The sequence below is a fragment of the Nocardioides proteolyticus genome (assembly GCF_051280635.3).
In the GTDB taxonomy this organism is placed as follows: Bacteria; Actinomycetota; Actinomycetes; order Propionibacteriales; family Nocardioidaceae; genus Nocardioides.
Genome location: NZ_JBNBPO030000014.1, coordinates 18,359 through 30,089, shown reverse-complemented (window position 1 = coordinate 30,089; position 11,731 = coordinate 18,359). Strand labels below are relative to the sequence as shown.

Annotated in this window: 10 protein-coding genes; 7 read left to right on the top strand and 3 right to left on the bottom strand. The window is 74.0% G+C overall.

What is annotated here, in order from left to right:
• The first annotated feature begins 14 nt into the window (after positions 1–14).
• The 5 genes from ACPOLA_RS10150 to ACPOLA_RS10130 are packed head-to-tail and all read left to right on the top strand — an operon-like array spanning position 15 to position 6,415.
• A complete protein-coding gene (locus ACPOLA_RS10150; RefSeq protein ID WP_435770304.1) occupies positions 15–1,625 on the top strand; it encodes an FAD-dependent oxidoreductase in 1,611 nt (536 codons plus the stop codon).
• A complete protein-coding gene (gene nirB, locus ACPOLA_RS10145) occupies positions 1,625–4,219 on the top strand; it encodes a nitrite reductase large subunit NirB (protein ID WP_435770303.1) in 2,595 nt (864 codons plus the stop codon). Before ACPOLA_RS10150 ends, nirB begins: the two co-directional genes overlap by 1 nt.
• A gap of 11 nt (positions 4,220–4,230) precedes the next feature.
• Positions 4,231–4,635, top strand: coding sequence for a nitrite reductase small subunit NirD (gene nirD, locus ACPOLA_RS10140; protein WP_435770302.1), 405 nt, complete (start codon positions 4,231–4,233; stop codon positions 4,633–4,635).
• Positions 4,632–5,744, top strand: a complete 1,113-nt coding sequence (locus ACPOLA_RS10135; RefSeq protein WP_435770301.1) for a uroporphyrinogen-III synthase — start codon at positions 4,632–4,634, stop codon at positions 5,742–5,744. The genes nirD and ACPOLA_RS10135 overlap by 4 nt, the downstream gene beginning before the upstream one ends.
• Positions 5,741–6,415 (top strand): sirohydrochlorin chelatase, encoded by a 675-nt coding sequence (locus tag ACPOLA_RS10130; protein ID WP_435770300.1) that lies wholly within the window; start codon positions 5,741–5,743, stop codon positions 6,413–6,415. The genes ACPOLA_RS10135 and ACPOLA_RS10130 overlap by 4 nt, the downstream gene beginning before the upstream one ends.
• A 75-nt stretch (positions 6,416–6,490) precedes the next feature.
• Here ACPOLA_RS10130 and ACPOLA_RS10125 read toward each other — a convergent pair whose 3' ends face one another.
• Complete coding sequence (locus tag ACPOLA_RS10125; protein ID WP_435770299.1) at positions 6,491–7,579, bottom strand: NAD(P)H-dependent amine dehydrogenase family protein; 1,089 nt, start codon at positions 7,577–7,579, stop codon at positions 6,491–6,493.
• A gap of 202 nt (positions 7,580–7,781) precedes the next feature.
• Here ACPOLA_RS10125 and ACPOLA_RS10120 point away from each other — a divergent pair, with 202 nt between their 5' ends.
• A complete protein-coding gene (locus ACPOLA_RS10120; protein WP_435770298.1) occupies positions 7,782–8,351 on the top strand; it encodes a hypothetical protein in 570 nt (189 codons plus the stop codon).
• A 7-nt stretch (positions 8,352–8,358) separates the two neighbouring features.
• Here the strand turns inward: ACPOLA_RS10120 and ACPOLA_RS10115 are convergent, their stop codons facing one another.
• On the bottom strand, positions 8,359–9,660 hold the full coding sequence (locus ACPOLA_RS10115) for an HNH endonuclease signature motif containing protein (RefSeq protein ID WP_435770297.1): 1,302 nt from the start codon (positions 9,658–9,660) through the stop codon (positions 8,359–8,361).
• A 257-nt stretch (positions 9,661–9,917) separates the two neighbouring features.
• Positions 9,918–10,478: a GNAT family N-acetyltransferase gene (locus tag ACPOLA_RS10110; protein ID WP_435770296.1), complete on the bottom strand. Its 561-nt coding sequence runs from the start codon at positions 10,476–10,478 to the stop codon at positions 9,918–9,920.
• 157 nt (positions 10,479–10,635) lie between these two features.
• On the opposite strand from ACPOLA_RS10110, the gene ACPOLA_RS10105 reads away from it, so the two are divergent.
• Positions 10,636–11,718, top strand: coding sequence for an NAD-dependent epimerase/dehydratase family protein (locus ACPOLA_RS10105; RefSeq protein WP_435770295.1), 1,083 nt, complete (start codon positions 10,636–10,638; stop codon positions 11,716–11,718).
• Positions 11,719–11,731: the final 13 nt, after the last annotated feature.

The window sequence follows — 11,731 nt, the reverse complement described above, 5'->3', positions numbered from 1 at the left end:
CGTTGCATGGAGTCATGCCCGCCTCCGAACCCACTCCCGCGCGCCGGCGGGTGGTCGTCGTCGGGTCGGGGATGGCGGCGACCCGGCTGCTGGAGGAGCTGGTCGCGCGGGGGGCGACCGAGACGCTCCGGGTCACCGTGCTCGGCGACGAGCCGGTGGCGCCGTACAACCGGATCCTGCTCTCCGCCGTGCTCGAGGGCACCCACCGGCCGGAGGCCCTGACCCTCCGCTCCGCGGAGTGGTACGACGCCCACGGCATCGACCTCCGCCTGGGCGCCCGGGTGCTGCAGGTCGACCGCGAGCGCCGCGACGTGATGCTGGTCGACGGCACCACCGTCGACTACGACGCGCTCGTGCTCGCGACCGGCTCGATCCCCACCCTGCCGCCGATTCGCGGCCTGGTGCGGATGGACGGCTCGCTGCACGAGGCGGTGCACGCGTTCCGGTCGCTCGCCGACTGTCGACGGCTGCTCGACGCGGTCGAGGCCACCGACGGCGCCGGCGCCCGGGACAACCGCCGCGCGGTCGTCGTGGGCGGCGGACTGCTCGGTCTCCAGGTCGCCCGCGCGCTGGGCACCCGAGGCATCGACACCGAGATCGTCGAGGGCGCCGAGCGCCTGCTGCACCAGCAGGTCGACACCGGCGCCGGCCGGATCCTGGCACGCGACCTGAAGCGGCTCGGCGTCGGCGTCTACACGGGCGCCCGGGCCGTCCGGCTGACCACCGTGGCGTCGCCCGACGGTCCGGGTCTCACCGCCCGCGTCCCCGACCCGCTCCCGACCAACCCCGGCCGGGTCGCCCTCCGCCTCGACAACGGCGTCACCCTCGACACCGACCTCGTCGTGCTCACCGCCGGCGGCCGCCCCTCGACCGCGCTCGCCCGCGCGGCCGGCCTCGAGGTGCGCCGGGGGATCGTCGTCGACGACCGCCTCGCCAGCGTCACCGACCCCGCCGTCCACGCCCTGGGCGACTGCGCCGAGACCGCGACGGTCGACGGCCGGGGCCGCACCACCGGCTTCGTGCCGCCCGCCTGGGAGCAGGCCGGTGTGCTCGCCGGCGTGCTCTGCGACGAGCCGGTGAAGTACGACGGAAGCCGGATCGTCGCCCGGCTCCGCGCCACCGGGCTCGACGTCGCCGTGCTCGGCGACGCCGCTCGCGAGGCCGCGACCGGCGGCGAGGTGGTCGAGGTGTCCAACCCGATCGCCGGCTCCCACCGCAGGCTCGTGGTGCGCGAGGGCCGGATCGTGGCGGCCACGCTGGTCGGCGACCTCTCCCGGATCGGGCTGATCACCCAGCATTTCGACCGCGGCACGGTCCTCGGCCCCCACGAGCCCGGCCACCTGCTGCTGCCCGAGCGCCCCGGCGCCGTCGACGCCGACGCCGAGGCCGATGCGGCCGGCCGCAGCACGGCCGCCGCCGGCAGCCTCGCCCGTGCCCTCCCCGACGACGCCGAGGTGTGCGCCTGCGCGGGCGTCACCGCCGGCCGCATCCGGGCCTGTTCCTCGGTGGAGCAGGTCCGCGACACCACCCGCGCGACCACCGGCTGCGGTGGCTGCGCCCCGACGGTCCGGCAGCTGCTCGCCAGCGGCCCGGCCCTGGTCACCTCCGAGAAGGGACACCTGTGATGGCACCGCACCTGAGGAAGCAGCTCGTCGTCGTCGGCCACGGCATGGTCGGCCACCGCTTCGTGCAGGCCGCGATCGAGCGCGGGCTGACCGAGACCTACGACATCACCGTCGTCGGCGAGGAGCCGCGGCCGGCGTACGACCGGGTCGCGCTGACCTCGTGGTTCGAGGCGGGCGCCGACGCGCTCTCCCTCCTCCCCGAGGGCGCGTACGACGACCCGCGGGTCCGCCTCCGGCTCGGCACCGCTGTGACCGCCCTCGACACCGCGGCACGGACGGTGACCCTCGCCGACGGCGGCACCGCGGCCGAGACGCTGCACTACGACGAGCTGGTGCTCGCCACCGGCGCCTACCCGTTCGTGCCGCCGGTGCCCGGCCACGACCTGCCGGGGTGCTTCGTCTACCGCACCATCGAGGACCTCGAGGCGATCCGCGACCGCGCTCAGGACGCGAAGGTCGGCGCGGTGATCGGCGGCGGGCTGCTCGGGCTGGAGGCGGCCAACGCGCTCCGACAGCTCGGTGTGGAGACCCACGTGGTGGAGATGGCGCCGCGGCTGATGGCGGTGCAGGCCGACGACGCCGGCGGTGCGGTGCTGCGCCGCCACATCGAGGACCTCGGCGTCAAGGTGCACACGGGTGCGACGACCGAGCGGATCGCGGCCGGTGCGGACGGCCGGGTGGCGTCGCTCCGGCTCCAGGACGCCGACCCGATCCCCGCGGAGATCGTGGTGTTCTCCGCCGGCATCCGCCCGCGCGACCAGCTCGCCCGCGAGGCGGGGCTCGACCTCGCCGAGCGCGGCGGCGTGCTGGTCGACGAGCGCTGTCGCAGCTCCGACCCGCACGTCTGGGCGATCGGCGAGTGCGCCGCCCCCGCCGGCCGGATGTACGGCCTGGTCGCCCCCGGCTACGCGATGGCCGAGGTCGTCGCCGACGCGCTGCTCGGCGGCGAGGGCCGGTTCCTCGGCGCCGACATGTCGACGAAGCTCAAGCTGCTCGGGGTCGACGTCGCCTCCTTCGGCGACGCCTTCGCCGCCACCGACGACGCCCTGGAGCTGGTCTTCGCCGACGCGGTGGCCGGCATCTACAAGAAGCTCGTCGTCAAGGAGGACGACGCCGGCGGCTACGAGCTGCTCGGGGGCATCCTGGTCGGCGACGCGTCGGCGTACGGCGCGCTCCGGCCGATGGTCGGCAGCGGCATGGCGCTGCCGGCCAACCCGGAGGAGCTGATCCTCCCGGCCGGCCGGGGCGGCGGCGTGGAGCTGGGGCTCCCCGACGACGCCCAGGTCTGCTCCTGCAACGACGTCACGAAGGCCGACATCGTGGCCGCCGTCTCCGACGACTCGACCACCAACGACGGCGGGCCATGCAGCGACGCCGGCTGCGTCACCCGGTGCACCCGCGCCGGGTCGACCTGCGGCTCGTGCAAGACGGTGGTGAAGAAGATCGTCGAGGACCACTTCGCCGCCACCGGCAGGACGGTCGACCGGTCGCTGTGCGAGCACTTCGCGATGACCCGGCAGGAGCTGTTCGAGGTCGTCGCCGTGCACGGCTACAACCGGTTCGACGACATCATCGAGGCCCATGGCCGCGGCCGCGGCTGCGACATCTGCAAGCCGACCGTCGCCTCCATCCTGGCCAGCCTGCTCAACCACCACGTGCTCGAGCCGGGCAGCGCCCAGCTGCAGGACACCAACGACGCCTACCTCGCCAACCTGCAGAAGAACGGCACCTACTCCGTCGTACCCCGCATCCCCGGCGGCGAGATCACCCCCGACAAGCTGATCGTGATCGGCCAGGTGGCCAAGGAGTTCGGGCTCTACACCAAGATCACCGGCGGCCAGCGGATCGACCTGTTCGGCGCCCGGCTGGAGGACCTGCCGGCGATCTGGCAGCGGCTGGTCGACGCGGGCATGGAGTCCGGCCACGCCTACGGCAAGTCGCTGCGCACGGTGAAGTCGTGCGTCGGGTCGACCTGGTGCCGATACGGAGTGCAGGACTCGGTCGGCCTCGCCATCGAGCTGGAGCTGCGCTACCGCGGCCTCCGCTCGCCCCACAAGCTCAAGGGCGGCGTCTCCGGGTGCGCGCGCGAGTGCGCGGAGGCGCGAAGCAAGGACTTCGGGATCATCGCCACCGAGAAGGGCTGGAACCTCTACGTCGCCGGCAACGGCGGCGCCGTCCCCGCCCACGCCCAGCTGCTCGCCGGCGACCTCGACAAGGACACCCTGATCCGCTACCTCGACCGCTACCTCATGTATTACATCCGCACCGCCGACCGCCTCCAGCGCACGGCGCCCTGGGTGGAGAGCCTCGACGGCGGGCTCGACCGGGTGCGCGCGGTCGTAGTCGACGACGCGCTCGGCCTCGGCTCGGAGCTGGAGGCGGCGATGGCGCGGCACGTCGACTCCTACTTCGACGAGTGGAAGGCCACCCTGGAGGACCCGGAGAAGATGGCGCGGTTCGTCTCCTTCGTCAACGCGCCCGGAGTGCCCGACCCGCACATCTCCTTCCGCGCCGAGCGCGGCCAGATCGCGCCCGAGGACAGTGCGGGCCCGGTCTCCCTCGGCGCCTCCATCCCGGTCGGAGCGCCGCAGTGAGGGGGGGCCACGTGGTCGAGCAGCCGGCGGCGACCGGGCCGCGGGACGCGGTCGAGACCGCCGTCTGCCGCCTCGACCGGATCCCGCGGGAGGCGGGCGTGACCGCACTGGTCGACGGTGAGGCGGTCGCCGTCTTCCGCACGTACGACGACCAGGTGTTCGCCCTCTCCAACTTCGACCCGTTCGGCCGGGCCTCGGTGCTCTCCCGCGGCATCGTCGGCACCCGAACGGTGTCGACCGAGTCCGGCGAGGAGCAGGTGCCGTTCGTGGCGAGCCCGCTGCTCAAGCACCCGTTCGACCTGCGCACGGGCGCCTGCCTGGACGACCCGTCGGTCGCGGTGCCGACCTACGAGGTGCGCGTGGTCGAGGGCGGAGTTGTGCTCGTGGGCCCGAGGCGGGGGACAATCGAGCCGTGACCGACACGCCCCTGTTCGGCTTCAGGATCGGGGTCACCGCCGCCCGGCGGGCCGAGGAGCAGATCAGGCTGCTGGAGCGCCGGGGCGCCGAGGTGATCCACGCGCCCGCGCTGTCGGTCGACCCCAACCGGATCGACGAGGTCGGGCTGCTCGCAGCCACTAAGGACGTGCTCTCCGAGCCGGTCGACATCTTCGTCGCCACCACCGGCATCGGCATGAAGTCGTGGCTGGGCGCCGCCGAGCGGTGGGGCCTGCTCGACGAGCTGGTCGCCCACCTCGGCCGGGCCGAGATCCTGGCCCGCGGGCCGAAGAGCGTCGGCGCGCTGCGCCGGTTCGGGCTGCGGGAGCTGTGGGCGCCGGAGTCGGAGTTCTTCGAGGACGTGCTCGGCCACCTCCGCGGCCGCGACCTGACCGGCCGGCGGATCGTCGTACAGGAGCACGGGCAGTCGCTGTCGATGGCCGCCCACGCGCTGCGCCGGCTGGGCGCCGAGGTGACGACCGTGGCGGTCTATCGCGTGGAGGGCGCCGACGACCCGGAGCCGATGTTCCGACTGATCGAGGCCGTCGCCGAGCGCCGGGTGCATGCGGTGACCTTCACCGCCGCGCCGGCGATCGCGGCGATGATGCAGGCAGCGGCGTCGACCGGCCACCGCGACGAGGTGGTCACCGCCTTCCAGGCCGACGTGGTCGCCTCCTGCGTCGGACCGGTCACCGCCGCCGCGTTCGAGATGTGGGGCGTGCCGTCGATCTGCCCGGACCGCTCCCGTCTGGCCGCGATGGTCAAGCAGCTCGAGGTCGAGCTGCCGTCCCGCGCGGCCGGCACGTCGCTCGAGGTCGCCGGCCACACCCTGCTCCTGCACGGCGACGACGTGCTCCTCGACGGCGTCGAGGTCAGCCTCTCCCCGGCGCCGTACGCCGTCCTCCAGGCGCTGCTGGTCAACCCCGGCACCGTCGTCTCCCGCCGCGACCTCCTGGCCGCGCTGCCCTCGGGCACCGCCGGCTCCGAGCACGCCGTGGAGATGGCCGTCGCCCGCCTCCGGGCCGCCCTCGGCACCCGCTGCGTCCAGACCGTCGTCAAGCGGGGCTACCGCCTCGCGGTCGCGACATGACCCGTCTCGTCACCGTCGCCCACGGCACCCGCACGCCCGTCGGCAACGAGGTCGCCGTCGAGCTCACCGCCGCCGCCGGCGAGATCCTCGGCCTCGACCACGTCGCGTCGTACGTCGAGCTCTCCGAGCCCCTCTTCGCCGACGTCGTCGCCGAGCCGTACGACGGTCCCACGGTCGTCGTCCCCCTGCTCCTCTCCACCGGCTACCACATCAAGCACGACCTTCCCGCCGCCATCGCCGCCGCCGGTGCCGCCGACCGCGTCCACCTCGCCGGACCCTTCGGTCCCCACCCGCTCCTCGCCGAGGCCCAGGCCGACCGCCTCCGCGAAGCCGGCGCCCGGCCCGGTCAGCCGGTCGTCATGGTCGCCGCCGGCTCCTCCGACCCCGACGCCCTGACCGACCTCGACGGCGCGGTCGCGCTGCTGGCCGAGGCGTGGGGCGCACCCGTCCGCCTGGCGACCCTGTCGGCCATCGGCTCGCGCCCCGCGGACGTGGTGCAGCCCGGCGACGCGGTCTCGCCCTACCTGCTCGCGACCGGCTTCTTCCACCGCCGGCTGGCCGAGGAGGCGCGGACCGCTGGCGCGACCGTCGTCGCCGACGTCATCGGGCCTCATCGGGACGTCGTCGGGCTGGTCGTCGAGCGGGCGAGCAGGGCTCAGGCCCTGGGCTGAAGGGACCTCGTCGCCCGGCCGGCATCGGTGGGCCGGGGGCCGCTGTCGGAGATCCGGGTGCCGGTCCCCTTCAGCTCACCTGCCAGGCCCCCTCAGGCCCGGGGCGGCACGGCCGGCGATGAGCGGCAGGTCGAGGTAGGTCCTGATGCCGGGCTCGGCCGCGACGACGTAGGGGATGGCGTTGACGCAGTGCATCGCGGTCGCGACGACGCCGGGGTTGCGCACCAGCCCCTCCTCGACCGTCGCGGGCTGGCAGCCGCGCAGCACGAGGAGTACGTCGGGGTCGCCGGTGACCTCCATCTCGAACCGCTCGCCCTCCTCGCCGAGCGCCCACGGCGGGTCGAGCTCGGCGTCGCCCCACAGCCAGTTCACGGCCGCGGTGATCACCGGCTCGCCGTCGACCATCCCGTCCCACCGGAACCGGCGGGCCGCGACCATGCCGGGCTCGATGGTGAGCACCGGTGAGTCGATGCGCTCGACGGCGACGGCGACCTCCTGCGTCGTACGGATCTCCGGGTCGATGGCGAACCCCATCTCGTCGGCGATCATCCGCACCGACATCTTGAAGCCGGAGCCGAGCAGCGACGCCATCGGGCCGCTGGTCGCCTCCTCCGGCGTCGCGCCGAACCCCATCACGTGGCGCACCACGTCGGGGGAGTTGTAGGTGCGGATGTCGGAGAACTCCTCGCCGCGCACCCGGGTCACCGCCCCCGACAGCGCCGAGACCATCAGCGGGAAACGTTCGGTGATGCCTCCGGGATGGATGCCGGAGCCGTGCAGGGTCACGCCGCCCGCGACCGCCGCCTCCTCGATCGCGGCCACCCTCGGCCTGGACCGGTCGGGGTAGACCCAGCCGACCGGCGTGACGACGTTCTTGCCGGACCGGAGGATCGCCGCGACCACCGACTCGTCGGCCATCAGCGGGCTGTAGACGACGCAGTCGGCGTCGAGCGCCAGCAGCTCGTCGACGTCGGTGGTGGCGGTGACGCCGATCGGGTCCGCGCCGACGATGTCGCCGACGTCCTTGCCGTGCTTGTCCTCGCCGTGCACCCAGCAGCCGACCAGCTCGAGGTCGGGATGCCGCAGCACGCCGTCGACCGCCGCGCGGCCGACGCCGCCAGTGGCCCACTGGATCACCCGGATCCGCGACGTCGACTCCGTCATCGAGCACTCCGATCCTCTGGGTTGGTGACCGACACCATGGCAGCGGCCGACATCGTCGGCAACCGTCCTCGGGTACGGCGGCGCGGCCAGTCCGCGTCGCCGCCGAGCACCGACTGGCGAGATCCCGTCGGCGGCCCGCGCGCCGTGGGACTCTGCTGACTCGACAAGCAGAGGAGGCCGGGCCGTGCCAGGTGATCGTCAGGTGGAGGCCGTGCCGCCCGTTCGGCCGGCTCGCCAGTCCGCCCCGAGGCGGGCCTGGGCCATCGTCGCGCTGCTCACCGCCGGCGCCTCGACGCTCGCGGTGACCACGCTCGGCGCGCTCTCCCTGATGGTCGACAGCAGCGGCTACCGTTACTGGCCCGCCGACGGCCACATCGACGGGGGCGACGGGGCGCAGATCGTCGAGGTGGAGGCGGGCGAGGAGTTCCTGCTGTGGAAGTACCCCTCGGACGACACGCCTGAGTGCACCATCCGGGAGGCTCCGTCGGGCGAGGTCGTCGCGCTGGAGACCGTCGATGGCCGGTGGGAGCGCGGGGCCGGCGCGGTGCCCTACGTCGCCTTCGCACGTGGCACGAGCGACTCGGATCGCGTACAGGTCTCCTGCGATCGGACTGCGCATTCGCCGCTCTATCTCGACCATCCGCAGGGGCCCCGGCTCGTGGACGGGCTGGGCCCGTGGTGGCCGCTGCCGATCGTCGGCGCAGCGGCGGGCATCGGGCTTGTCGTGTGGGGCATCGTTGTTGCCCGTGGCGGGCAGCGCCGAATCTCCTGACGTCGGCCTACGTCCGGCGGTGGAACCGGACGTCACCGTTGGCCAGTCGCTGGTAGGTGAAGCGATGGTCGTGGATGCGGTGGTGATGGAAGCTGCAGAGGCAGACGCCGTTGTCGAGTGACGTCGGGCCGCCGCGTGACCACGGGACCAGGTGGTGGGCCTCGCACCAGTCGGCGGGGATGGTGCAGCCCTCGGCGCGGCAGCGCTGGTCGCGGAGCTTGATCGCCTTGCGGATCCCGGCCGAGAACAGCCGGCGGGCGCGGCCGACGTCGAGGATCTCACCCTTGCCGCCGAGGACGACCGGGATGATCCGGGCGGTGCAGGCCAGGCGTCGAGCCTGCTCGGCGGAGAGGGTGGCGCCGGCAGCGGGGTCGGCACCGAGGTCGGCGTCGACCAGGCCGGCCGTGCCGAGCCGGGCGAGCAGCTGGTCGTAGGACAGGGTGACCATCACCGTGGTTGCGTCGCCGCCGTGGGCCGGGAGGCGGGCCGGGTCGAGGTGCTCGAGCAGCGCGCTGAAGGCGTGGGCGAGCTTGCGGTGGGGCGGGATCCGGTCGGCCTCGCCAAGCCCGCCGAGGTTCCCCGGCTTCCCCGGCTCGTCGGGCTCGTCGGGCCGGTGACGTGGGGAGGTGAACGCGTCGAGATAGGTCCGCCAGCGGGCCGTGTCTGCGTCAGGAAGCAACCCGGAGAACGCGGTGGTCCCGTCGCCCCGCGGCCGGAACCGCAGCGAGGCCTTCTCTCGCGCCGCCTGCTCCTCGCGCTGCAGCCGCTTGGCCTCCTCGGCCTCGGCGACCTCGGGGGCGGCCACGTCGAGGATGTGGCGGCCGATCCGTCGCAGCGCGGAGGGGCGGAAGTCCCTCGCGTAGCCGACGAGGAGCGTCTCGGCGGAGGTGAGGACCTCGGGGCCGAGGTCGCTCGGCAGGTCGTCGAGAGCGCGGGTGATCACGCGGGCCTGTTCGGCGGAGACGCCGCCGGCGGCCATGCCGTCCCGGACCCGGGTCCAACGCCGGTCGACGGCTCGGGCGAGCTGGACGTCGGCACGCACCGTCGACGGCTCGCTCCGGGTCACGTGGGCGAACCACGTCGCCACGTCACGGGCGCTGTGGTGGTCGGCGACGTCGTCGCAGGCGGCCAGCAGCCGCAGCTTGCGTTCCGCGAGCCGGCGCTCGGCGCGCTCGAGCTCGATCACCGCACGTTCCTTGTCGGCGACCGTCATGGAGGCGGGCTCGACCTCGCCGACCTCGTCGAGGGCGGTGTGAATCGCCGTGGCGCACGCCACCAGCGGGTGGGAGGTCTGGGCGGTGATCGACATCGGTGGCTCCGAGCAGGACACGGACAGTTCACGTGTCGTCCCGCCGGAGGCGCCGTCCCGGCGCTATTACTCACCGATCCACGAGACTCGGCCGTCCGCCTCCGGCCCTGTGCTCATGGCCCCACCAGCGGATCGACTTGAGGTCAATCGTACATGCGTTCGAACCTCCGAGCAAGGTCTGATCGGGCCACATCCCGCCGCAGATCCAGCACCCGCCGGTCAGCTCCGGCCCCGCCGGTCAGCTCCGGCCCCGCCGGTCAGCTCCGGCCCCGCCACTCCTCGGCCAGCAGCGCGTACGTGTAGCCGTCGACCCAGCCCAGCTCGGCGTGCCAGGAGTCGCCGACGCCGTGCTGCTCGCGACGCATGCCGACCTTCTCCAGCAGCCGCACCGACGCGAGGTTGTCGGCGTAGCAGCCGGCGGTGACCCGTCGTACGCCCAGGGTGTCGAAGGCGTGCGTCAGCATCGCGGTGACGGCCTCGACCGCGTAGCCGCGGCCGCCGTACGCCGGGTCGAAGGTGTAGCCGATCTCGGCCTCGGTGCGCTCGGGCATCCCAGGCTGGCCCATCCCGTCCCGGCGGTGCAGGGAGACGACCCCGATCACCAGCCCGTCGAGGGTCGCCGCCAGGCTGTGGTCGTCGGCGTCCTGCGCGGCGCGGTGCCAGGCGGCCCGGAAGGTCTCGGGGGTGACCTCGGTGTGCAGCAGCCAGCGGTTGACCTCGGGCAGGTTGCGGTACTCCAGCATCCGGTCGAGGTCCTCGTCGCGGACCGGCCGCAGCACCAGGCGCTCGGTTCGCAGCGTGACGGTGCTGGAGTCCACGGCGGGGAGGCTAGTGGACCGCCCGCGGTGAGCGCGCCGCATTTCTCGGCGGGGCCCGACGACGCGCGGGGCGCTGTGCCCGCGGGCTGCTCGGGCTCAGGTGTGCTCTTCCCGGTGCCGGGTAACGCAGGAGTTTGACCAGGGTTGGGAGAGCGGCATGGGCATGCGCATCGCCATCACCGGCGCCAGCGGCAACATCGGCTCCGCGCTGCTGCGACGGCTCAGCGCCGACGGCGAGCACGAGCTCGTCGGCATCGCCCGCCGTACGCCGACCACCAGCCCGGGCAGCACCGACCAGTCGGCGATCGAGTGGGTCGGCGCCGACCTGACCAAGGACGGCTGCGTGCCCGCGCTCGAGCACGCCTTCGCCGGGGCGGACGCGGTCGTCCACCTCGCCTGGGGGTTCCAGCCCTCGCACGACCTCACCTACCTCGAGGAGCTCGGCGTCGGCGGCACCCGCCGCGTCCTCGAGGCCGTCACCGCCGCCGGCGTGCCGCACCTGGTGCACATGTCGTCGGTCGGCGCCTACTCGCCGAAGCGCGACGACGCGCCCGTCGACGAGAGCTGGCCCACCGAGGGCGTGCCGTCGTCGCGCTACAGCGTCCACAAGGCCACCGCCGAGCGGCTCCTCGACCGCCACGAGCAGGCCGGCCACAGCACCGTGATCACCCGGCTGCGGCCGGGCATCGTCGGCCAGCGGTCGGCCGGCAGCGCGCTGCTGCGCTACGGCCTGCCGGCGATCGTGCCCGCGGCCGTGCTCGACCACATCCCGGTGCTGCCGCTCGACCGGCGGCTGATGATCCCGATGGTGCATGCCGACGACGTGGCCGACGCGATCGCGCGGGCGATCGACCGGAGCGTCGGCGGGGCGTTCAACCTGGCCGCCGAGCCGCCGATCACGACCCAGCGGATCGCCGACGCGCTGGGAGCGCGGCCCATCCACGTGCCGTCGGCCGTCGTACGACCGGTCTTCTCGGCCGCGTGGCACCTCCGGCTGCAACAGGTGGACACCGGCTGGCTCGACATGGCGTTCGCGCTCCCGATGCTCGACTGCAGCCGCGCCGCCCGTGAGCTCGACTGGTCGCCGTCGGTGGACGCGGTGTCGGTCCTCGAGGAGGTGCTCGCCGGCATGCGCGACCGCGACGCGGACGCCACGCCCGTGCTCCGGCGCCGCAGCGTGGCCGGCGCCCTGCGCGACTTCGTCTCCCGCGGCCCGGTCGGCCAGCGCAACCGGCCCTGAGCCCCGGACCCGA

Excerpts from the sequence above, each read along its gene's own strand:
- ACPOLA_RS10150 (WP_435770304.1), top strand. The coding sequence starts at position 15 with ATGCCCGCCTCCGAACCCACTCCCGCGCGCCGGCGGGTGGTCGTCGTC.
- nirB (WP_435770303.1), top strand. The coding sequence starts at position 1,625 with ATGGCACCGCACCTGAGGAAGCAGCTCGTCGTCGTCGGCCACGGCATG.
- ACPOLA_RS10130 (WP_435770300.1), top strand. The coding sequence starts at position 5,741 with ATGACCCGTCTCGTCACCGTCGCCCACGGCACCCGCACGCCCGTCGGC.
- ACPOLA_RS10125 (WP_435770299.1), bottom strand. The coding sequence starts at position 7,579 with ATGACGGAGTCGACGTCGCGGATCCGGGTGATCCAGTGGGCCACTGGC.
- ACPOLA_RS10115 (WP_435770297.1), bottom strand. The coding sequence starts at position 9,660 with ATGTCGATCACCGCCCAGACCTCCCACCCGCTGGTGGCGTGCGCCACG.
- ACPOLA_RS10105 (WP_435770295.1), top strand. The coding sequence starts at position 10,636 with ATGGGCATGCGCATCGCCATCACCGGCGCCAGCGGCAACATCGGCTCC.